Annotated in this window: 21 protein-coding genes; 17 read left to right on the plus strand and 4 right to left on the minus strand. The window is 73.6% G+C overall.

Going from position 1 to position 20,859, the window contains the following annotated elements; genetic code table 11:
- The first annotated feature begins 91 nt into the window (after positions 1-91).
- The 4 genes from G5C62_RS08670 (at position 92) to G5C62_RS08685 (ending at position 4,141) form a co-directional block, all read left to right on the plus strand.
- Positions 92-1,741, plus strand: coding sequence for a carbamoyltransferase C-terminal domain-containing protein (locus G5C62_RS08670; protein ID WP_164700669.1), 1,650 nt, complete (start codon positions 92-94; stop codon positions 1,739-1,741).
- 122 nt (positions 1,742-1,863) lie between these two features.
- Entirely contained in the window at positions 1,864-2,325 is a 462-nt protein-coding gene (locus tag G5C62_RS08675) for a DUF4383 domain-containing protein (RefSeq protein WP_164700670.1), read from the plus strand.
- Between the two features lie 155 nt (positions 2,326-2,480).
- Complete coding sequence (locus G5C62_RS08680; RefSeq protein ID WP_164700671.1) at positions 2,481-3,692, plus strand: acyl-CoA dehydrogenase family protein; 1,212 nt, start codon at positions 2,481-2,483, stop codon at positions 3,690-3,692.
- Positions 3,693-3,754: 62 nt separating this feature from the next.
- Positions 3,755-4,141 carry a DUF1801 domain-containing protein gene (locus G5C62_RS08685; RefSeq protein WP_164700672.1) on the plus strand — a complete coding sequence of 129 codons (387 nt, stop codon included), beginning with the start codon at positions 3,755-3,757 and terminating at the stop codon, positions 4,139-4,141.
- Between the two features lie 4 nt (positions 4,142-4,145).
- Here G5C62_RS08685 and G5C62_RS08690 read toward each other — a convergent pair whose 3' ends face one another.
- Positions 4,146-4,346 carry a hypothetical protein gene (locus G5C62_RS08690; RefSeq protein ID WP_164700673.1) on the minus strand — a complete coding sequence of 67 codons (201 nt, stop codon included), beginning with the start codon at positions 4,344-4,346 and terminating at the stop codon, positions 4,146-4,148.
- A 141-nt stretch (positions 4,347-4,487) separates the two neighbouring features.
- On the opposite strand from G5C62_RS08690, the gene G5C62_RS08695 reads away from it, so the two are divergent.
- Both G5C62_RS08695 and G5C62_RS08700 read left to right on the plus strand, forming a co-directional pair.
- A complete protein-coding gene (locus tag G5C62_RS08695) occupies positions 4,488-4,988 on the plus strand; it encodes a SigE family RNA polymerase sigma factor (protein ID WP_164700674.1) in 501 nt (166 codons plus the stop codon).
- Between the two features lies 1 nt (position 4,989).
- Positions 4,990-6,336, plus strand: a complete 1,347-nt coding sequence (locus G5C62_RS08700; protein ID WP_164700675.1) for a hypothetical protein — start codon at positions 4,990-4,992, stop codon at positions 6,334-6,336.
- A 68-nt stretch (positions 6,337-6,404) separates the two neighbouring features.
- On the opposite strand, the gene G5C62_RS08705 is transcribed toward G5C62_RS08700, so the two are convergent.
- On the minus strand, positions 6,405-6,602 hold the full coding sequence (locus G5C62_RS08705; RefSeq protein WP_036335305.1) for a hypothetical protein: 198 nt from the start codon (positions 6,600-6,602) through the stop codon (positions 6,405-6,407).
- A gap of 86 nt (positions 6,603-6,688) precedes the next feature.
- Between G5C62_RS08705 and G5C62_RS08710 the strand changes: the two genes are divergently transcribed.
- Positions 6,689-7,681, plus strand: a complete 993-nt coding sequence (locus G5C62_RS08710; protein ID WP_036335344.1) for a LacI family DNA-binding transcriptional regulator — start codon at positions 6,689-6,691, stop codon at positions 7,679-7,681.
- A 17-nt stretch (positions 7,682-7,698) separates the two neighbouring features.
- Here G5C62_RS08710 and G5C62_RS08715 read toward each other — a convergent pair whose 3' ends face one another.
- Positions 7,699-9,264: an aldehyde dehydrogenase family protein gene (locus G5C62_RS08715; RefSeq protein ID WP_164700676.1), complete on the minus strand. Its 1,566-nt coding sequence runs from the start codon at positions 9,262-9,264 to the stop codon at positions 7,699-7,701.
- Positions 9,265-9,436: 172 nt separating this feature from the next.
- On the opposite strand from G5C62_RS08715, the gene G5C62_RS08720 reads away from it, so the two are divergent.
- Positions 9,437-10,444 (plus strand): tripartite tricarboxylate transporter substrate binding protein, encoded by a 1,008-nt coding sequence (locus tag G5C62_RS08720; RefSeq protein WP_164700677.1) that lies wholly within the window; start codon positions 9,437-9,439, stop codon positions 10,442-10,444.
- Positions 10,445-10,486: 42 nt separating this feature from the next.
- Here the strand turns inward: G5C62_RS08720 and G5C62_RS08725 are convergent, their stop codons facing one another.
- Positions 10,487-11,395, minus strand: a complete 909-nt coding sequence (locus G5C62_RS08725) for a LysR family transcriptional regulator (RefSeq protein ID WP_164700678.1) — start codon at positions 11,393-11,395, stop codon at positions 10,487-10,489.
- A 125-nt stretch (positions 11,396-11,520) separates the two neighbouring features.
- Here G5C62_RS08725 and G5C62_RS08730 point away from each other — a divergent pair, with 125 nt between their 5' ends.
- The 9 genes from G5C62_RS08730 to G5C62_RS08770 all read left to right on the plus strand — a co-directional run.
- Positions 11,521-12,033, plus strand: coding sequence for a tripartite tricarboxylate transporter TctB family protein (locus tag G5C62_RS08730; RefSeq protein WP_164700679.1), 513 nt, complete (start codon positions 11,521-11,523; stop codon positions 12,031-12,033).
- A 1-nt stretch (position 12,034) separates the two neighbouring features.
- Positions 12,035-13,678, plus strand: coding sequence for a tripartite tricarboxylate transporter permease (locus G5C62_RS08735; RefSeq protein ID WP_164700680.1), 1,644 nt, complete (start codon positions 12,035-12,037; stop codon positions 13,676-13,678).
- Positions 13,675-14,655 (plus strand): tripartite tricarboxylate transporter substrate binding protein, encoded by a 981-nt coding sequence (locus G5C62_RS08740; RefSeq protein ID WP_164700681.1) that lies wholly within the window; start codon positions 13,675-13,677, stop codon positions 14,653-14,655. Before G5C62_RS08735 ends, G5C62_RS08740 begins: the two co-directional genes overlap by 4 nt.
- Positions 14,639-16,318, plus strand: coding sequence for a thiamine pyrophosphate-binding protein (locus G5C62_RS08745; protein ID WP_164700682.1), 1,680 nt, complete (start codon positions 14,639-14,641; stop codon positions 16,316-16,318). The genes G5C62_RS08740 and G5C62_RS08745 overlap by 17 nt, the downstream gene beginning before the upstream one ends.
- On the plus strand, positions 16,315-16,980 hold the full coding sequence (locus G5C62_RS08750; protein WP_164700683.1) for a 3-oxoacid CoA-transferase subunit A: 666 nt from the start codon (positions 16,315-16,317) through the stop codon (positions 16,978-16,980). Before G5C62_RS08745 ends, G5C62_RS08750 begins: the two co-directional genes overlap by 4 nt.
- A complete protein-coding gene (locus tag G5C62_RS08755; protein ID WP_206330537.1) occupies positions 16,977-17,645 on the plus strand; it encodes a 3-oxoacid CoA-transferase subunit B in 669 nt (222 codons plus the stop codon). The genes G5C62_RS08750 and G5C62_RS08755 overlap by 4 nt, the downstream gene beginning before the upstream one ends.
- 29 nt (positions 17,646-17,674) lie before the next feature.
- A complete protein-coding gene (locus G5C62_RS08760; protein WP_164700684.1) occupies positions 17,675-18,682 on the plus strand; it encodes a tripartite tricarboxylate transporter substrate binding protein in 1,008 nt (335 codons plus the stop codon).
- 198 nt (positions 18,683-18,880) lie between these two features.
- Positions 18,881-19,666 (plus strand): DeoR/GlpR family DNA-binding transcription regulator, encoded by a 786-nt coding sequence (locus tag G5C62_RS08765; RefSeq protein WP_164700685.1) that lies wholly within the window; start codon positions 18,881-18,883, stop codon positions 19,664-19,666.
- On the plus strand, positions 19,663-20,859 hold a 1,197-nt coding region (locus tag G5C62_RS08770; RefSeq protein ID WP_164700686.1), incomplete at its 3' end, for a rhamnulokinase family protein. The genes G5C62_RS08765 and G5C62_RS08770, both read left to right, overlap by 4 nt.

Consider the following 20,859-nt stretch of genomic DNA (forward strand, 5'->3'; position numbering starts at 1 on the left):
TGATCCGTGCCGCTCGCCGTGCGCCGCCCGACCTCTCGCGTGATCATCGACCGTGGACCGGGCCGCTGGAGCCCGGCCGGGAGGAGTGCACGTGAAGGTCCTGGGCATCAACGCGATCTACCACGACCCGTCGGCGGCGCTGGTCGTCGACGGGAAGGTCGTCGCCGCAGCGGAGGAGGAGCGGTTCAGCCGGCGCAAGCACGGCAAGCGCCCGCTGCCCTGGAGCGCCTGGGAACTGCCCGAGCTGTCCGCGGCCTGGTGCCTGCGCGAGGCCGGCATCCGCCCCGAGGAGCTGGACGCGGTCGCCTACTCCTTCGACCCGGCGCTGATGGGCACCCCGGAGGAGTCCGGGCTGTTCGACGACGGCGACGTCATGCGCAAGAAGTACGCGGAGATGGCCCCGGACTTCCTGGCCCACGCCCTGCCCGGCCTCGACCCGGCGAAGGTGCGGTTCGTCAAGCACCACGTCGCGCACGCGGCCTCCGCCGGCCTGGGCGCCCCGCAGCGGGACAACGCGGTGCTGGTGCTCGACGGCCGCGGTGAGGCCCACAGCCACCTGGCCGGCCGCTACGTCGACGGCCAGCTCGAGGTGCTCGCCGGCCAGGCACTGCCGCACTCCCTGGGCCTGATGTACGAGGACCTCACCGACCACCTGGGCTTCCTGCGCAGCTCCGACGAGTTCAAGGTCATGGCGATGGCCAGCTACGGCAAGCCCCGCTTCGTCGGCGAGCTGAGCGAGCTGATCCGGGCCACCGACGACGGCGGCTTCCGCACCGAGCAGATCGACTACACCGAGTTCGCCCCCCGCCTGGGCAAGGGCGACCAGTGGACCTCCGACCACGCCGACCTGGCCGCCAGCGTCCAGCAGCGGCTGGAGGAGGTGCTGATCGACCTGGCCCGCTGGGTGCACGAGCAGACCGGCGAGAAGACCCTCACCCTGGCCGGCGGCACCGCGCTCAACTGCGTGGCCAACACCCGGATCCTGGCCGAGAGCCCGTTCGAGCAGGTCTGGGTGCAGCCGGCCGCCGGGGACTCCGGGACGGCGCTGGGCGCCGCCCTGCACGTGGCCCGCGAGCTCGGCGAGGACACCCAGCCGATGCCCGGCGCCGCACTCGGCCGGGGCTGGTCCGACGACGAGATCGAGCAGGTGCTGATCACTGCGGCGATCGACTACGAGCGCCCGGACGACGTGGCCGAGGCCGTGGCCGAGGTGCTGGCCGACAACGGCATCGTCGCCTGGTTCCAGGGCCGCAGCGAGTACGGCCCGCGCGCGCTGGGGCACCGCTCGCTCATGGCCCACCCCGGCTTCGAGGCGAACCTGGAGCGGATGAACGACGTCAAGGGACGGGAGCAGTTCCGCCCGGTGGCCCCGATGGTGCTGCTGGAGAAGGCGCCGGAGATCTTCAGCCGCGGGCCGATCCCCTCGCCGTACATGCTCTTCGTGCACGACGTGGCGCCCGAGTGGCGGGAGCGCATCCCCACCGTCACGCACGTCGACGGGACGGCGCGGATCCAGACCATCGACCCGGAGACGTCCCCGCTGGTGCACCGGATGATCTCGGCGTTCGAGCGGCGCACCGGGCTGCCGGTGGTGGTGAACACCAGCCTGAACACCGCCGGCCGGCCGATGGTCGACGACCCCCGGGACGCGCTGGAGTGCTTCGGCTCGGCGCCGGTCGACCTGCTCGCGATCGGCCCGTTCGTCGTCCGCCGGCCGAAGGCGACCCCCCGCCCGGCCTGAGGTGACGATTCGGCAACGGCCGCCACCCGTTCGGGTGGCGGCCGTTTTCGTGCCGGTGGCCTGGGAACTCCCTGTGTGCGCTCGCTGAGCACCTGGCGGGGCACGACAACACGGAGGCACCCATGTCCAACGCAGACCAGCCCGGCGCCGGCAGCCGAGGCATGACCTGGCCGCAGATGCTCGCCATGGCGATCGGTGTCGTCTACACCCTCGTCGGCATCGTCGGGTTCTTCATCACCGGCTTCGACGACTTCGCCGAGCACACCGACGAGACGATCCTCGGGTTCTCCATCAACCCGCTGCACAACATCGTGCACCTCGTCATCGGCCTGGCCGGCATCGCGCTGGCCCGCAAGCTGAGCACCGCCCGCACGTACGGGTGGCTGCTGGTCGTCGGTTACGGGGCGGCCTTCGTCTACGGCCTGTTCGCCGCAGGCGAGGAGGAGCCGCTGAACTTCCTCAGCATCAACTGGGCCGACAACTGGCTGCACCTGGCCAGCGTCATCGCCGGCCTGGCCATCGCGCTCGGCCCGGTGAAGAACGTGGACACCGCCCACGGGTCGGACCAGTCCCTGCGCCGCTGACCTCAGCGGCCGGGGCCGCACCCCGGCACCCCGGCCCACCGGCACCCCGGCTCCATCCCGACCGCCCGGACACCACCTGGTGTCCGGGCGGTCGTGCGTTCCGCCAGAGACGACCCCACTGCGTCGCAGGTCACGTCCGGCGCTAACGTCCGTCCATGGACTTCACCCTCTCCGCCAAGGCCGAGGACGTCAGTGGCCGGATGTGGGACTTCATGCGGGAACAGGTCTTCCCCGCTGAGCCCGTGTACGAGGACTGGCGCGCCGCGCGCGGCCACGACGACCACGCCCACCCCCCGGTACTGGAGGACCTCAAGGCCGAGGCGCGCAAGCGTGGCCTGTGGAACCTCTTCCACCACGAGCTCGGCGGCATGACCAACCTCGAGTACGCCTCGATCGCCGAGATCATGGGCTGGTCGCCGGTGATCGCGCCGGAGGCGACCAACTGCGGGGCCCCGGACACCGGGAACATGGAGACCCTGATGCTCTTCGGCACCGAGGAGCAGAAGGCCCGCTGGCTCACCCCGCTGCTGGAGGGGGAGATCCGTTCCGGCTTCGCGATGACCGAGCCGGACGTCGCCAGCTCCGACGCCCGCAACATCCAGACCTCGATCGTCCGGGACGGCGACGAGTACGTCATCAACGGCCGCAAGTGGTGGACCAGCGGCGCCGCCGACGAGCGCTGCGAGATCTTCATCCTGATGGGCAAGACCGACCCGGACGGCCCCCCGCACCGGCAGCAGTCGATGGTGCTGGTGCCGCGCGACACCCCGGGCCTGGAGATCGTCCGGCACCTGCCGGTGTTCGGGTACCAGGACCAGCACGGCCACTCGGAGCTGCGGTTCACCGACGTCCGGGTGCCGGTGTCCAACATCCTCTCCGGCGAGGGCGACGGCTTCATGATCGCCCAGGCCCGGCTCGGGCCCGGCCGGATCCACCACTGCATGCGCGCCATCGGCATGGCCGAGCGGGCGCTGGCGCTGATGGTCGAGCGGGCGAAGTCCCGGGTCGCCTTCGGTCGCCCGCTGGCCGAGCAGGGCACCGTGCGGGAGTCGATCGCGCTCTCCCGGATCGAGGTCGACCAGGCCCGGCTGTACGTGCTGCAGACCGCCGACCTGATCGACCGGTTCGGCGCCAAGGGCGCGAAGACGGAGATCTCCGCGATCAAGGTGGCCGCACCGCGGGTGGCCCTCGACGTCATCGACCGGGCCATCCAGCTGCACGGCGGCGCCGGGGTCAGCGGCGACACCGTGCTCGCCCGGTTCTACGCCAGTGCCCGCACCCTGCGGATCGTCGACGGCCCGGACGCGGTGCACATCCGCGGGGTCGCCAAGGAGGAACTGGCCCGCGAGCGCCCCTTCGCCGGGTAGCCGCACCCACCGACGGTCCCGGCCGACCCGGGACCGTCGGTGGGCGGGTGCACAGTGCCGCCATGAGCGCTCCGGCTCCTCCCGACGAGGTCCAGCAACTGCTGGCCGACCACCCGCCCGCCGTGGCGAGGGCCACGCTGGAACTGCGCCACCTGCTCCGGACGGCGTACCCGGAGTTCCAGGAGCGGGTGCGGACGGGCTGGCACAGCATCAACTACCGCCACCCGCAGGTCGGTTTCGTCTGCGGCCTGTTCCCCCGCGAGACCGGGGTGACACTGGTCTTCGAACGCGGCACACAGCTGCCCGACCCCGACGGGCTGCTCCGCGGCACCGGCCGCACGGTCCGCTCGCTGGAGTTCGTCGCCGCCCCCACCTCGGAGGAGGCCGACGTCATCGCCGAGTTCGTGCACCAGGCCATCGCCCTGGGGCGACGCAGCGACCTGCGGTGAGCGCTCAGGGGGCCAGCGTGCCCCCGAACGAGCCGCCGGCCAGCTTGGCCATCAGCTGGGTGCGGTCGAGCCCGGCTGCGGCCAGCGCGTCGCCGTCCCGGTCGGTGTCGATCTGCTCCGGCAGGTCCCCCTCCACCTTGTCCGCGGTGTCGTTGTCCCCCTCGGTGCGCAACACCTGGACCAACTGTTCCCTGCTGATCTGCACGGCCACCTCCACTGCTCGACGTGTCGTGGATCACAGTGCCGTCTGGCCGCCGAGAACGCCAGATGGTCACGATCAGGTCACGGAGGCACCCCTCCGGCACGGCTCATCGCGTCCTAGGGGGTGACGACGGGGGGGAGACCGGTGAGAGCCCAGCACGAGGCAGCGTTCGAGGCGTTCGTCGCCGCGCGCTCCGACGACCTGCTGCGGGTCGGCTTCCTGCTGACCGCCGACCGCGGCCACGCCGAGGACCTGCTGCAGACGGCCCTGCTCGAGGCCTACCGGCACTGGGGCCGGATCTCCGGCGAGGACGCCTACCCCTACGTGCGCAAGGTGCTGGTCACCAGCGCCGCGAGCTGGCGCCGCCGCCGCACCACCCAGGAGATCGTCTCCCTCCCGGCACACGACGCCCCCGAGCCCGACCAGACCGACGTGTTCGCCGAGCGCGACGTCATGGCGACGGCGCTGGCCGCCCTGCCGCCGCGGATGCGCGCGGTCCTGGTGCTCCGCTACGGCGAGGACCTCGGTGAGGCCGCCACCGCGGCCGCGTTGGGCTGCTCGGTGAACACCGTGAAGAGCCAGACCACCCGCGGCCTCGCCCGCTTGCGCGCCGTCCTGCCCGCCCGTGCCCTCGAGGAGCGCTGAGATGGACCTGATCGACGTCGAGACCGAGCTCCGGTCCCACCTGGCCGCACGCCCGGCCCTCCGCGCCCCCGACGACCTGGCCGAACGCACCCGGGCGCGGCACCGGCGGCAGCGCCGCCAGCAGGCGGCGGTGGTCGGCGTCGGGCTGGCCGTGGTGCTGGTCTTCGGCTCGGTGCCGGTGCTGCGCGGCCTGCTGCCCGACACCGGGACGACGCAGGACGTCGCCGCGCCGTCCCGCGGGGTGAGCACGCAGAGCCTCTACGACCTGCCTCCCCGCGGTGCGCTCGCGGGTGAGGACGCCTGGCTGCAGGCGGTGGCCGCGCTGCCGTGGGAGGCCGGCGGGTTCGACCCGGACACACCGCCGGCCGTGACCAGCCACCGGGTGGCCTGGGCCGGCGACGAGGCCGGGCTGCGGATCGCCTTCGTGCTGGGCCAGGCGGACGGCCGGCTCAGCGGTACCTGGTTCACCGGCCCGGCCGGCGCGGAGCCCGGCGAACTGACCCAGGCGACCGGCGTCCAGCGGCTGGTCCGCAACCAGCCACTGGCGTTCGTCGACCTCCTGGAGGGCGGGTCGTCCGGCGTCCTCGTCGTGGTGGGCCTCCCCGGCGACAACGTCGAGTACCTGGCCGGCACCACCGTGACCGCGGCCGGTGAGGAGCAGGTGGACCGGCGGCAGCTGCCCGGGGTGGACGGCGTGGCCGCCGGGGTGATCAACGACCCGCGCGCATCGGCGCACAGCCTGCAGGTCGTCGTCTCGCGGGACGGTCAGGAGATCGAGGCGATGAGCTACGTGCTCAGCGACCGCGCCGAGGCCGCGGCCCGGGCCCCGATCGAGGGGATCGCCGACCCGCGGGAGGTGGGCTCACGGATCTCCGAGGAGACCGTGCAGAACACCCTGCAGCTCCCGCTCAGTGCCTACGGTCCCGGCCTGGAGGGCGCGAGCACGGTGCTGCTCGCCGCGGGGCCGACCGCGGACGGCCGCGGGGAGATGGTGCTGGCCGGCGTCACGTTCCGCTCCGGCGCGACGGTGCTGGTGGTGGGCACCACCCAGCGACAGGCCGACGGGTCGACGACCAGCTCGATCTCGACCGACGACCCGCAGCCAGCCGGGACACCGCTGACCGACCAGGTGCTGGCCGTGCGGCTGGACGGGGACGTCGCGGTCCAGGGACCGGCGGACGCCGCCCTCGCGGAGGTGCGGGACGGCGAGGCGTCGCTGCTCGCCACCCTGCCGCTCACCGCCGGGAGCGGGGTGGGCAGCGCCGGCGACGGGCCGCTGACGGTCCGATTCCTGGCCGCGGACGGCACCCTGCTCACCGAGGTCCCGGTCAGCGAGCTCGGCCGGTGACCGGGGAGCCGGCGTCGGTCATCGCGATGCGGCAGCTGGCCGCCGAGGCCGCAGGGCGACGGCGGGTGTCAGCGCGGCTGCGCCCGACGCACCAGGAGGCCGCCCACCGCCGCCACCACCAGGCCGACCGCCACCTGGGCGATGCCGATCGCGCCACGGTCGCTGCCGAACCAGGTGACGCTCGAGACCAGCAGGACGAGGGCGATCCCCAGCAGGAGCAGTCCGACCAGTCGCTGCCGGGGGGCGCGCGGCTCCGGTGACGTCATGCCGCCGACCCTCTCAGACCCGGCTGAGAACGGTTCCAGTGCGCTGGTCCCCCCGGCGCCGGCCGGCCGGTGACAGGGTGGGCGGCATGCGTGAGGACCACCGGCCTGCGGTGACCATCGAGCACGTGGCCCGTGCTGCCGGGGTCTCCCGGGCCACGGTCTCCCGGGTGCTCACCGGCTCCGGTCCGTCCTCCGCCGACGCCGGGCAGCGGGTGCGTGCCGCAGCCGAGCGGCTGGGCTACACCGCCGACCCGGTGGCCCGCGCGCTGGTCCACGGCCGCGGCACGCGCCTCGTGGTGGCGGTGACCAGCGCGTCCCCGACCGAGCTGGTCGACTGCCCCTACGTCTCCCGGGTGGTCGGCTCCACCGCGCAGCGCTGCGCCGGCGAGGGGCTCGGGGTGGCGCTCCAGTGGCTGCCCCTCGGCGCGCCGGAGCCCACCCTCGAGGCGCTCGCCCGGGACCGCTCGGTCGCCGGGGTGGTGCTGGTGAACACCACCCGCCGGGTGCTCGCCGCCGTGCCGCCCCGACTGGCCGGGCGGGTGACCTCCATCGGCGCCGGCTCCCCCACCGTGCCCCTGGTCGACGTCGACACCGGCGCCGCGGCAGCGGCGCTCACCGCACACCTGCTCAGCACGGGTCGCCGGCGGATCGCGATGCTGGCCGGGCCGCCGTGGCTGCCCTGCGCCGAGCGCCCGATCGCCGCGCACCGGGCCGCGGTCCGCGCCGCGGGGCTGCCGGAACGGGTGCTGGCCGGGGACTTCACCACCGAGAGCGGTCGGCGGGGCGCCGTCGAGGCGCTGCGCCGCTGGCCGGACACCGACGCCCTGTACGCGATCTGCGACGAGACCGCCCTCGGCGCGATCCAGGCGGTCCGGGCGCTGGGCCGCCGGGTGCCGGACGACGTCGCCGTGACCGGCTTCGACGACCTGCCACTGGCGGCCTTCAGCGGGCCGACGCTCACCACGGCGACGCACCCGGTCGAGCAGATCGCCGCCCGGGCGGCGGGCAGCCTGCTCGACCGGGACCGCACCCCGGTCACCCTGTTCCCCTCCGAGCTGGTGGTCCGGCAGAGCGCCTGACCCGGCTCGGCCGCCGCTCAGATGGCGGCGGGGTACCGGGAGTGCTCGGGGAAGTTGCCGTGGAGCAGCTCGTTCTCCGCGCCCTGGGTGACGGCCTGCACCAGCAGCTCCCCGCCGACGAAGCAGCCCAGCCAGGACGCGCCGCGGCCACCGAACGGCTCGGCCCGGTCCCCGCGGGAGCGGGGCTTGTTGATCCCGACCTTGAAGGCCTGCACCTCCCGGGCCAGCCGGCGGGCCTTGTCCTCGTCGTCGCAGGCGAGGCTGGCGACCAGCGCGCCGTTGGAGGCGTTCATCTGGGCCAGCAGCTCCGCCTCGGAGTCGACGACGACGATCGTGTCGATCGGCCCGAACGGCTCGGCGTGCATGAGGGAGCTGGCGCCGGCGGGGGACAGCAGCGCGGCCGGTGCCACGTAGGCCGAGGTGTCCTGGCCGGTGATGAACCGGCCGTCGGAGACGCTGCCCCGGTACAGCGGCACCGCGCCCCGGTGCATCGCGTCGGAGACCTGGCGGCCGAGCTCCTGGGCCTTGGCCGCGCTGATCACCGGACCGAAGTCCAGCGTCGGGAGGTCGTCGCCGTCGGCCTCGACGGCCAGCGGGTGCCCGAAGCGCAGCGACTGCACGACCGGCAGGTAGGTGGCCAGGAACTGGTCGACGAGCTCCCGCTGGACGACGTAGCGCGGGTAGGCGGTGCACCGCTGCTTGCCGTACTCGAAGCCCTTCTTCAGGTGCGCGGCCAGCCTCGCCCAGTCGGAGAACTCCCAGATCCCCCAGGCGTTGAGGCCCTCCTGCTCGAGCATGTGCCGCTTGCCGGTGTCCAGCAGGTCGGCGGCGACCTTGCCGCCGTTGGAACGGCCGCCCACGAAGGCCAGGGCGCCGATCTCCGGGGAGCGCACCAGCACGCTGGACAGCTCCGCACCGCCGCCGGAGAGCAGCGTGACCGGCAGCCCCTCCCGGGCCATCAGCGCATGGGCCAGGGTCAGGCAGGCCGCGCCGCCCTGCGACGGCGTCTTGGCCAGCACGGCGTTGCCGGCCAGCAGCTGCACCAGCTCGGCGTGCACCAGCACCGACATCGGGTAGTTCCAGCTGGCGATGTTGGACACCGGGCCGGCCAGCGGGGCCCGGTCGCCGAGCATGGTGTCGATCTCCTCGACGTACCAGCGGACGCCGTCCAGCGCCCGGTCGACGTCGGCGCAGGCCAGCTTCCACGGCTTGCCGATCTCCCAGGCCAGCAGCAGCGCGAGCTTGTCGCGGGCGGCGGCCATCGCCTCGACGGCGGCGGTGACCCGGGCCTTGCGCTCGGCGAGCGGGGTCTGCGCCCACTCGCGGTGGGCGGCGGCCGCGGCCAGGACGGCGTGCTGCGCCTCGCCGGCCGACAGGCGGGGGAGGCCGATCAGCTTGGTGCCGTCGACCGGGGTGACCAGCGGCTCGGGGCTGCCGATCGGTCGCCAGGCGCCGTCCACGAGGTTGTGCAGCCGGTCGGTGCCGAACGCCTCGGGCACGAGGTCTGCGGCACGGCCGAGGACCGCGGCCCACTCGGTGCCGGGCTTGACGTGCAGGGCGGGGGGCGACGACGCGGCAGCCATGGCGGCACTCTGCCAGTCGTCTTGGACGTCTGGCGAGTGAACTGGCTCACACGGGCCTCGGGATCGTTGCCCGACCGTGATCCAGCGGCCGGGCGACCCCCGGTGAGTCAGGGCACAGTGAGCCAGGCCACTGCCCTGGGACACGCGCCCTCGAACACGACGGAGGTAACCGATGCAACGACGCCGGCTCACCCTTCCCGCACTCCTCGCCGCATCCGCACTGACCCTGGCCGGCTGCGGCGGCGCCGAGGACGAGCCCACGACCGGGGGTGGCGGGGGGGACGACGCCGCGGCGGCGGACTACCCGACCGACGACATCACCCTCTACGTGCCCTACGCCGCGGGCGGCCCGACCGACCTGGCCGCGCGGACGATCGGCGACTGCCTGTCCACGGAGTTCGGGCAGACCGTCGTCGTGGAGAACCGCCCCGGCGCCTCCGGGTCGCTCGGCATGCAGGCGATGCTGGCCGGCGGCAACGACGGCTACAGCCTGTCGCTGATCGCCGTCCCGGCCACCGCGACCAACCCGCTCCAGCAGGACGTCGGTTACACCAACGAGGACTACGTCCCGATCGCCGCCGTCACCGAGATCCCCTCCGTCCTCGCGGTCGGGGCGGACTCCGAGTACGCCGACGCCGAGGCGTTCTTCCAGGCCGCCGAGGAGAACCCCGGCCAGCTGAACGTCGGCGTCCCCGGGGCGACGACGTCCCAGGCGATGGAGTTGCAGCGGCTGACAGAGGAGTACGACGTCCAGGTGACCGCGGTGCCGTTCACCGGGAACGCCGAGATGACCACGGCCCTGCTCGGCGGCAACGTGGACGCCGTCTTCATCAACGCCTCGGAGGACGTGCTGGCGAACATCGACGCCGGCGAGTTCGTGCCGCTGGCGGTGAGCCCGGCCGAGCAGGTCGACTACCTGGAGGGCGTGCCCACGCTCGCCGAGTCGGGCTTCCCGGAGCTGACCAACAGCGTGTCGGTGTTCGGCGTCGCGGCCCCGGCCGGCACGCCGGACGACGTCGTCTCCACCCTGGAGGAGACGGTGAACGGCTGCCTGGAGCAGCCCGAGGTGATGGACCAGCTCGGCGAGGAGTACGTGCCCGACGAGTTCATCGGCACGGACGCCTTCGCCGACCGGATCGACGAGATCGTCGAGACGTACGGCCCGATCCTGCAGGAGTGAGCCCTGGTGGCCGGCGCCGTCCGCAGCGGGGGACGGCGCCGGTCACCGGTCACCTGGTGGCGGGCTGGGCAGCACCTCCTCGGCGGTGGCCAGGAACCCGGCCAGCACCGGGGAGGGGTCCTCCCGTCGCCAGGCCAGCGCGATCGGCACCCGCACGTCGACACCTCCGGCGATCGGGCGGAAGACCACCCCCTCCAACTGGAGCCGCTCGGCCGACGCGGGCATCAGCGTCACGCCGACCGCGGCGCCGACCAGGGCGACCACCGTGTGCGTGTCCGGAGCCTCCTGGACCACCCGCGGGGTGAACCCGGCGGAGAAGCACGCGTGCACCGCCGCGTCGCGCAGTGCCGAGCCGTGCCGCGAGGGATAGGTGACGAAGGGCTCGCCGGACAGGTCCGCCAGGTCCACCGCGTCCGCACCGGCGAGCGGGTGGTCCAGCGGCAGCACGGCCATCAGCGGCTCGTTGAGGATGACCCGGCTGGCCAGCGGTCCGTCGGGCACCGGCGCCCGGAGGAACCCGACGTCGATCCGCCCGTCCAGCAACGAGCTGACCTGGGTGCCACTGAACACCGCCGGGTGCAGGTCCAGCCGCACGAGGGGGTAGCGCTGACGGTAGGCACGGGCCATCCGGGGGAGCAGCCGCCAGGTGATCGCCCCGGTCACCCCGACCCGGATCTCGCCGCGCGCTCCCCGCTCGGTCGCCAGCACCGACTCCCGGGCCCGGTCGACCTCGGCCAGCACCCGGTGCACGTGCTCCAGGAACACCACGCCCGCCGCGGTCAGCCGGACCTGCCGGGTGGTCCGCTCCAGCAGCAGCGTGCCGACGTCCTGCTCCAGGTGCTTGATCTGCTGGCTGAGCGCGGGCTGGGCGGCGTGCAGCCGGAGCGCCGCCCGCCCGAAGTGCAGTTCCTCGGCCACGGCGGCGAACGCGCGCAGGTGTCGCAGCTCCATCGGACTCCTCCGACCATTGATGCACAGTCGCTCTGGATCAGCGGGTCATTCCGTATTGGACCACTCTCAAAGCCGGCCCTAGTGTCCTGGCTCACACGCGGCGTCAACGAGGACGAGGTGAGCACGTGCACGGCTCGACATCGGCGTCCGGTACCCCGACCGAGGGGACGACGGACCGGGGGCACCGGTGGCGGCAGCTGCACCGGATCGCGCCGCTGCTGCTCCTCGTCCTCGGGGTCGTCGCGATCCTCGGCTCCCGCGGGCTGGGGCTGGGCGAGCTGACCGCACCGGGGCCCGGGCTGTGGCCGTTCATCGTCTCGCTGTTCCTGACCGGCACCGCGGCCGTGCTGGTGTTGCTGGACCCGGCCGAGGACTACGAGCCGTGGACCCGCGGCACGGTGCGGATCATCGCCGGGCTGGTCAGCCTCGGGGTCTTCATCCTGCTGTTCCAGACCTTCGGGTTCGTGGTGTCGGCGTTCCTGATGCTGGTGCTGTGGCTGAAGGTCTTCGGGGGTGAGTCCTGGCGCTGGACGCTGGGGCTCGCCGCCGGTGGCACGGCCGTGATGTACCTGCTGTTCGTGGAGCTGCTCGGGGTGCCCTTCCCCGACGGCCTCGTCGACGCCGTGATCGGGGGCTGACGTGGACAGCTGGAGCGGCATCCTGCAGGGCTTCTCCGTGGCCCTGACCCCGACGAACCTGCTGTACGTCTTCCTCGGCGTGCTCATCGGCACGGTCATCGGGGTGCTGCCGGGCCTCGGGCCGACGGCCACGATCGCCCTGCTGCTTCCGATCACCTACACGGTCGAGCCGGTGACCGCGATCATCCTGCTGGCCGGCATCTACTACGGCTCGATGTACGGCGGCACGATCACCTCGGTGCTGCTGCGGCTGCCCGGCGAGGCGGCGTCGGTGGTGACCACGTTCGACGGCTACCAGATGGCCAAGCAGGGCCGGGCAGGGCCGGCGCTCGGCATCGCCGCCGTCGGGTCCTACATCGGCGGCACGGTCTCGGTGCTCGGGATGATCCTGCTGGCGCCCCCACTGGCCCGGCTGGCGGTCTCCTTCGGGCCGCCGGAGTACGTCGCGCTGACCGTGCTGGGCATCCTCCTGGTCACCTACCTGGGCACCGGCTCGGTGCTGAAGAGCATGTCCATGGCCGCCCTGGGGCTGCTGCTGGCCACGATCGGCCTGGACCCGATCACCGGCACCGCGCGGTTCACCTTCGGGGAGGTCGCGCTCTTCAACGGCCTGGACTTCGTCGCGGTGGCGATGGGCCTGTTCGGCGTCGGGGAGATCCTGCACAGCCTGGAGCGCACCGACAAGGTCCAGGCGGTCACCTCGAAGATCAAGAACATCTGGCCGACCCGGAAGGACTTCCGCGACTCCTCCGGCGCGATCGGCCGCGGCTCGCTGCTCGGCTTCGTGATCGGGGTGCTGCCCGGCGGCGGCGGGGTCGTCTCCTCGCTGGCCTCCTACGCCATGGAGAAGCGCCGGGCCAAGGACCCCAGCCGCTTCGGCAAGGGCGCCATCGAGGGGGTCGCCGGCCCGGAGACGGCGAACAACGCCTCCTCCACCTCGGCGTTCATCCCGCTGCTCACCCTGGGCATCCCGCCCAACGTGGTGTTGGCGCTGATCTTCGGCGCCCTGCTGGTGCAGGACATCACCCCGGGGCCGCAGCTGATCGAGCAGGAGCCGGAGATCTTCTGGGGCGTCATCGCCTCGATGGTCATCGGCAACCTGATGCTGCTGGCGCTGAACATCCCGCTGGTCGGGTTCTTCGTGCAGATGCTCCGGGTGCGGGCGGGCATCCTCGCCGCGTTCGCCCTGCTGGTCACCATGGCCGGCGTCTTCTCGGTCAACAACAACGTGTTCGACATGTGGGTCGTGCTGGGCTTCGGCGTGATCGGCTGGCTGATGAAGAAGACCGGCTTCGAGCCGGGCCCGCTGGTGCTCGCCTTCGTGCTCGGGTCGATCCTCGAGCGGGCCTTCCGGCAGTCGATGCTGCTCTCCGGCGGCAGCTTCGACATCTTCGTCACCCGCCCGATCTCCGGCGGCATGTTCGCCTTCATGGCGTTGATCATCATCGTCAGCGCGATCACCAGCCGGCGGCGCAAGGCGGTCTTCGGCCGGGTCGACCCCGCCGACGTCGACGAGACCGACGAGACCGACCCGGACGCCGACCGGCAGGTCGCCGCCGAGGGCAGCCCCGGCGCCGACTCGACCACCGACACCCCCACCGACGGCCCCTCGGGCTCCACCTCCACCACCCCAGGAGAACGATGACCACGCGCCGCACCCTCGCCGTCCTGCTCGCCACCGGCGTCGCCCTGACCGGCTGCGGCGGCGCGGAGGAGACCACCGAGGCCGCCGGGGCCGCGGAGGACTACCCGACCGAGGACATCCGGTTGCTGGTGCCCTACACCGCCGGCGGCCCGACCGACATCGCCGCCCGGGCGCTGGCGGCGCACATGGAGAGCGAGCTCGACCAGCCCGTCGTCGTGGAGAACGCGCCCGGGGCCTCCGGCGCGACTGCCTACCAGCAGCTCATCAACGCCGAGGCCGACGGCTACACGCTGTCGATGACGGCGCTGCCCACGGCGGTGCTCAACTACCTCTCCAACGAGGTCGGCTACACCCGGGAGGACTTCGCGCCGGTCGGGGTGGTCACCCAGGTGCCCTCGGGGATCCTCGTCCCGGCCGACTCGCCGTACCAGTCGCTCGAAGACCTGTTCGACGCCGCCCGGGAGGACCCCCAGGCGGTCACCGTCGGCACGCCGGGGGCCACCAACACCCACGCCGCGGAGACCCAGCGGATCACCGAGCTCTACGACGTCCCGCTCACCGTGGTGCCGTTCAACGGCAACGCGGAGGTGCAGACCGCGCTCCTGGGCGAGAACGTCACCGCGGGCTTCGCCAACCTGTCCCAGGACATCCTGCCCGCGATCGAGTCCGGCGACCTCCGGGTGCTGGCCGTCGGCAGCCCGGAGCCGCTGCCCTACGTGGACGCCCCCACCTTCGTCGAGCTCGGCTACCCGGAGCTGGTGCAGAGCACCACGACCTTCGGGGTGATCGCCCCGGCCGGCACGCCGGAGGGGGTGGTGCAGACGCTGGAGGAGACGCTGCGCAGCGCCACGGAGGACCCCCAGGTCGTCGAGACGCTGGACGAGCGGTACGTGCCGGAGGAGTTCATCGGCGCCGACGGCCTGGGCGAGCTGTTCGTCGAGACGGAGGAGACGTTCCGCGATGTCCTCGGTGACTGAGGCGGCGGTGCCGACCGGCCTGCGCACCGGCGCCGACGACCTGGTCGCCGCCCTGCAGGAGCTGGGCGTGGAGATCGCCTTCGGCCTGCCCGGGGTGCACAACCTGGCGATCTGGGAGGCGGCCGCCGCCGCGGGGCTGCGGCTGGTCGGGGTGCGGCACGAGCAGACCGCGGTCTATGCCGCCGACGGGTACGCCCGCGCCACCGGCCGGCTGGGCGTCGCCGTCGTCACGACCGGCCCCGGGGCGGCCAACACCCTGGGCGCCACCGGCGAGGCCATGGTGTCGGGCGTGCCGGTGCTGGTGGTCGCCACCGACATCCCCAGCACGCTGCGCCGCCCCGGCGTTCACCGCGGCGTGCTGCACGAGACCCGGGACCAGGGTGCGATGTTCGCCCCGGTCACCAAGACGACCGTCACCTGCGACGCGGCCGATCAGCTGGGCGCGGAGACGGTGCGGGCCGGCGCGGTCGCGCTGACCCCCGCCACCGGGCCGGTGTACCTGGGGGTGCCGACCGACCTGCTCAGCGCCCCCGTGGACGGCGAGCGGCCGGCCGCCCCGGCCGTCCCGCCACCGGCGCCCGCCCCCGAGGCGGACGTCGCCCGCGCGCTGGAGCTGCTGGCCACGGCCCGGCGTCCGCTGCTCTGGGTGGGTGGCGGTGCGCTCCGCAGCGGTGCCGGTGAGGTGCTCGGCCGGTTCGCCGAGCAGCTCGCCGCACCGGTGGTCACCACCTACAACGCCCGCGGCGTGCTGCCGCCCGACCACCCGTGCCTGGCACCGGGCCTGGCCCACGTGCCCGCGATCGGGGCGCTGTGGGACGACGCCGACCTGGTGGTCGCCGTCGGCAGCGACCTCGACGGCCTGTCCACCCAGAACTGGGCGATGCCCCAGCCGCCCACCCTGCTGGCGGTGAACGTCGACGCCGCCGACGCGAACAAGAACTACCCGGCCGACCTGACCCTGGTCGGGGACGCCACCGCCGTGGTCGGCCAGCTCCTCGCCGGCGCCCCCCACCGTGCGGGCCTGCCCGAGCTGCGGGAACGGCTGGCCCGCCTGGGCAGCCGGGTGCGCGAACTCGTGGCGGCCGACGAGCCGCAGGCCGCCCAGCTGCTCGACGTCCTGGACCGGGTCGCCGTGCCGGACGGGGTGCTGGTGGCCGACATGTGCATCGCCGGCTACTGGGTCGCGGCCTTCGGCCGGATCCCCGGTCCGCGGGCGCTGGCCTTCCCGATGGGCTGGGGCACGCTCGGCTACGCCTTCCCGGCCGCACTCGGCGCCGCGCTGGCCGGGCAGGGCCGCACCCTGGCCCTGGTGGGCGACGGCGGCTTCCTCTTCGCCTGCGGCGAGCTGGCGACGGTCGCCCAGGAGCAGCCGGAGCTGACCGTGGTGATCGTCGACGACGGCGGCTACGGGATGCTCCGCTTCGACCAGGTGCACAGCGGGACGCCGACCCGCGGCGTCGACCTGGTCACCCCCGACTTCGTCGCCCTGGCCCGCTCCTTCGGCGTCCCCGCCGAGTCCGTCGACGGCTTCGGGCCGGAGTTCGAGCAGCAGCTGACCACGGCGCTGGCGGCGACCGGCCCGAACGTGCTGGTGGTCCGGGCCGCCCTCACCCCGCCGCCGTCGACGTCCCCGCGCTGGTACCGGCGGCAGGGGCCACGGTGATCGACAAGCGGGTGGGGAGCCTCGCCGACGCCGTCGCCGGGATCTCCGACGGCGCCACGGTGCTGGTCGGGGGCTTCGGGGACTCCGGCGTCCCGGTGGAGCTGGTGCACGCCCTGCTCGACCAGGGCGCCCGGGACCTGACCGTGGTCACCAACAACGCCGGGGCGGGGGAGAGCGACGTCGCGGCGCTGATCCGGGAGCGCCGGGTCCGCCGGATCGTGTGCTCCTACCCCCGGTCGATGGGCTCGATCTGGTTCGAGGAGCTGTGGCGGGCCGGCGAGATCGGGCTGGAGCTGGTGCCCCAGGGGACGCTCAGCGAGCGGATGCGCGCCGCCGGCGCCGGGCTGGGCGGTTTCTTCACCCCCACCGGCGCGGACACCCTGCTGGCCGAGGGCAAGGAGGTGCGCACCATCGGTGGGCGCCCGCACGTGTTCGAGCACCCGCTGCCCGGCGACGTCGCACTGGTCAAGGCACACCGAGCCGACCGGTGGGGCAACCTGGTCTACCGCAAGGCGGCCCGCAACTACGGCCCCACCATGGCCACCGCCGCGACGCTGACGGTGGTGCAGGTCGAGGAGTTCGTCGAGCTCGGCGACCTGGACCCGGAGACGGTGGTCACCCCCGGGATCTTCGTGGACCGAGTCGTGGAGGTGGCGGCGTGATCGACCCGCTGAGCGACGTCGCGGTGGCCCGCCGGGTGGCCCGGGACATCCCGGACGGCGCGTACGTGAACCTGGGGATCGGCATGCCGATCCTGGTCGGCGACGTGGTCGGCCCGGACAAGGAGATCGTCTACCACAGCGAGAACGGGATCCTCGGGATGGGACCGGCCCCGGCGCCCGGCGAGGAGGACCGGGAGCTGATCAACGCGGGCAAGCAGGCGGTCACCCTGCTGCCCGGCGGTTCCTTCTTCCACCACACCGACGCCTTCGTGATGATGCGCGGCGGGCACATCGACATCTCCGTGCTCGGCGCCTTCCAGGTCTCCGAGGGCGGCGACCTGGCCAACTGGATCACCGACGTCGCCACCATGCCGCCCGCGGTCGGCGGGGCGATGGACCTGGCCGTGGGCGCCCGGCGGGTGCTGGTGATGACCACGCACACCACCCGGGACGGCCGCCCCAAGCTGCTGCCCCGGTGCACCTACCCGCTCACCGCCGCCGGGGTGGTGGACCGGGTCTACACCGACCTGGCGGTCCTCGACGTGGGCCCCGGCGGGTTCGTCGTCCGGGAGATGGCCCCGGGGCTGACCCGCGCGGAGCTGCAGTCGGTCACCGCCGCCCGGCTCACCTTCGCCGACGACGTCGTCGAGCTCGACCCGCACTGACCGGCCCCACCCCACTCCCGGAGGCAACGATGCCCCTGTCCCGCACCGCCCGCGCCCGCACCACACGCGCCCTCGCCGCCTGCACCGCCCTCGGCCTGCTCACCGCCTGCGGCGGGACGGAGGAGACGACGTCCGGCTCCGCCGAGCAGGCCGCGGAGTACCCGACCGAGGAGATCCGGCTGCTGGTGCCCTACGGGGCCGGCGGTCCCACGGACCTGACCGCCCGCGCCTACGGCGCCTCCCTCGAGGAGCAGCTGGGCCAGACCGTGGTGGTGGAGAACCTGCCCGGCGGCTCGGGCGCGCTCGCGACCCAGGAGCTGATCGGCGCCGACCCCGACGGGCACACCCTCTCCCTCGCCACCCCCGGCACGCTGGTGCTCACGCCGCTGGCCAACGAGGTCGGCTACACGAAGGACGACGTGACGCCGATCGGGGTGATGAGCGAGGTGCCGTCGGTGCTCGCCGTCGGCGCGGACTCGCCCTACGCCACCGCCGAGGAGTTCTTCGCCGCCGCCCGGCAGCAGCCCGGCTCGCTGAACGTCGGCACGCCCGGCGCCTCCACCCCGCAGGCGATCGAGCTGCAGCGGCTGGCCGAGGAGTACGACGTCGAGGTCACCGCCGTGCCGTTCAACGGCAACGCCGAGATGACCACCGCCCTGCTGGGCGGCAACGTCGACGCGGTGCTGATCAACGCCTCCTCCGACGTCACCGCGAACATCGACGCCGGCCAGTTCCGCCCGCTGGCGGTCTCCTCCGCGGAGCCACTGCCCTGGCTGCCGGACACCCCCACCCTGGCCGAGTCCGGCTTCCCGGAGCTGACGCTGTCCGGGTCGACGTTCGGGCTGATCGGCCCCGGTGACCTGCCCGAGGAGATCGTCACCGAGCTGGAGGACGCCCTCCGGACGGCGTCCGAGGACCCGGCGATCGCCGAGCAGATCGGCGCGGAGTACGTGCCGGAGGAGTTCCAGGGCGCCGAGGAGTTCCAGCAGCTCCTCGACCGCACCCAGGAGGTCTACGAGCCGATCCTGCAGGGCTGACGGGGCCGCCCACCCGCCCGGGAGCGGACGGCCGGGCACGGCCCGATCGCGCACCATCGACAGCTCACGGTTTCGTACGACAGGGAACGGGTTTCGGACGACCTTCACTTCTTGACGTTCGATTTCGATCTCCTTAGCTTTGCGGCCTGCATCACAGCCGATGCAGACACTCGCCGCTGACGCCGAGGAGACCCACCCGTGACCGCACTCGACGAGTTCGCCCGTTCCCGGGTGATCCTCGAGCAGCTGGACAGCCAGGGCCGCGTGCTGGTCGCCAGCCTGGCCGACCAGCTGGGCGTCTCCACGGTCACGATCCGCAAGGACCTCGAGGCGCTCGAGCAGCGATCGGTGCTGCGCCGGGTCCGCGGTGGCGCGGTCCCGGCGGCCGTCTCGGACGAGGGCTCGTTCGAGAGCCGGCTCCGGCACCGGCGGGCCGAGAAGGAGGCGATCGCCGACGCGGTCGCCCCGCTGGTCCGGGACGGCGACGTGATCGCCCTCGACTCCTCCAGCACCTGCCACTACCTGGCCCAGCAGCTGCTGGACCGGCGTGGGCTGGTCGTGGTCACCAACAGCCTGCCCACGGCCACCCTGCTGTCCGAGCGCACCGACGCGAACGTGCTGCTCCCCGGCGGGGTCGTCCGCCGCTCCGCCCGCTCGCTGGTCGGGCTGGTCGGCGACGTCCTCGCCGGCCGCGGCCGGATCGCCCGCGGCTTCCTCGGCGGCCACGGCATCTCCGTCGAGCACGGGCTGCTCGACCTGGCGAACGAGGAGGCCCAGGCCAAGCGCTACCTGGCCGACGCCTGCACCGAGGTGTACGGGCTCGTCGACTCCGCGAAGTTCGGCGGCTTCTCCATCCACCCGTGCGTGCCGATCGACCGGCTGGCCGCCGTGTACACCGACGACGGCGTCGACCCGGCCCAGGCCGCCGCGATCACGGCCGCCGGCGTCCCCGTGCACGCCGTCGCGATGGAGCGTCGCCCGTGAGCCCCCGACCGGCCGCCCGCACCGTCGCCGCCGTCGACCTGGGCGCCGAGAGCGGCCGGGTGGTCGCTGCCACCTTCGACGGGCACCGGCTGGACCTCGACGTCGTCGGCCGCTTCCCCAACGGCGCCCGCCCGGTGGACGGGGTGCTGCGCTGGGAGTTCGAACGACTGTGGGGGCACGTCGAGGAGCAGCTGGGCACGCTCGGGCGGGACCGGTCCGTCGCCTCCGTCGGCGTCGACACCTGGGGCGTGGACTACGGCCTGCTGCGCGCCGACGGCTCGCTGCTGGACGAGCCGACCTGCTACCGCGACCCCCGGCAGGTCCGGGCGATGGCCGAGGCCATCAGCCTGGTCGGCCGGGAAGCCCTCTACGCCGCCACCGGCTGCCAGACCATAGAGATCAACGGGGTCTTCGCGCTGCTGGACGACGCCCACCACACCGACCGGCTGGCCGACGCGGCGACGCTGCTGATGGTCCCGGACCTCTTCCACCACCGGCTCTCCGGCCTCCGCGCCACCGAGCACACCGCCGCCTCCACCTCCGGCATGTACGACACCGCCAGCGGGACGTGGGCCACCGGACTGCTGGACGCCCTGCAGGTCCCCACCCACCTGCTGCCCGAGGTCGTCGCGCCGGGGACCGACGTCGGCCCCGTGGTCGGCGCGCTCGGCGAGGGGCCGCTGGCCGGCACCCGGGTCGTCGTCCCGACCGGTCACGACACCGCGGCCGCCGTGGTGGGCACCCCCTTCGGCGGCCCGGGCGGGCTCTTCATCTCCTCGGGCACCTGGTCGCTGATGGGGGTCGAGCGGGACGAGGCCCTGGCGACCCCGGCGACGGCGGCCGCCAACCTCACCAACGAGGGCGGCTACGCGGGCACCGTCCGGCTGCTGCGCAACGTGATGGGGCTGTGGATCCTGCAGGAGTGCCGGCGGCAGTGGGCGCGCGAGGGGACCGACCTCAGCTACACCGACCTGGTCGAGCTGGCCACCGCCGAGCCGCCGCTGCGCAGCGTGGTGAACCCCAACGCCACCGACTTCCTCGCCCCCGGCGACATGCCCAGCCGGCTGCGCGCCTACTGCGCCCGGCACGGCGACCCGGTGCCGGAGACGGTCGGGGCGGTCGTCCGCTGCGTGATCGACAGCCTGGCCCTGACCTACCGCGCCACGGCGGAGGACCTGGCGGCGGTGACCGGG

It is taken from the genome of Modestobacter sp. KNN46-3 (assembly GCF_011039295.1).

Bases quoted from the DNA above. Each gene is read 5' to 3' on its own strand.
- G5C62_RS08675 (WP_164700670.1), top strand. From the start codon at position 1,864: ATGTCCAACGCAGACCAGCCCGGCGCCGGCAGCCGAGGCATGACCTGG.
- G5C62_RS08680 (WP_164700671.1), top strand. From the start codon at position 2,481: ATGGACTTCACCCTCTCCGCCAAGGCCGAGGACGTCAGTGGCCGGATG.
- G5C62_RS08685 (WP_164700672.1), top strand. From the start codon at position 3,755: ATGAGCGCTCCGGCTCCTCCCGACGAGGTCCAGCAACTGCTGGCCGAC.
- G5C62_RS08700 (WP_164700675.1), top strand. From the start codon at position 4,990: ATGGACCTGATCGACGTCGAGACCGAGCTCCGGTCCCACCTGGCCGCA.
- G5C62_RS08705 (WP_036335305.1), bottom strand. From the start codon at position 6,602: ATGACGTCACCGGAGCCGCGCGCCCCCCGGCAGCGACTGGTCGGACTG.
- G5C62_RS08710 (WP_036335344.1), top strand. From the start codon at position 6,689: ATGCGTGAGGACCACCGGCCTGCGGTGACCATCGAGCACGTGGCCCGT.
- G5C62_RS08715 (WP_164700676.1), bottom strand. From the start codon at position 9,264: ATGGCTGCCGCGTCGTCGCCCCCCGCCCTGCACGTCAAGCCCGGCACC.
- G5C62_RS08720 (WP_164700677.1), top strand. From the start codon at position 9,437: ATGCAACGACGCCGGCTCACCCTTCCCGCACTCCTCGCCGCATCCGCA.
- G5C62_RS08725 (WP_164700678.1), bottom strand. From the start codon at position 11,395: ATGGAGCTGCGACACCTGCGCGCGTTCGCCGCCGTGGCCGAGGAACTG.
- G5C62_RS08740 (WP_164700681.1), top strand. From the start codon at position 13,675: ATGACCACGCGCCGCACCCTCGCCGTCCTGCTCGCCACCGGCGTCGCC.
- G5C62_RS08745 (WP_164700682.1), top strand. From the start codon at position 14,639: ATGTCCTCGGTGACTGAGGCGGCGGTGCCGACCGGCCTGCGCACCGGC.
- G5C62_RS08760 (WP_164700684.1), top strand. From the start codon at position 17,675: ATGCCCCTGTCCCGCACCGCCCGCGCCCGCACCACACGCGCCCTCGCC.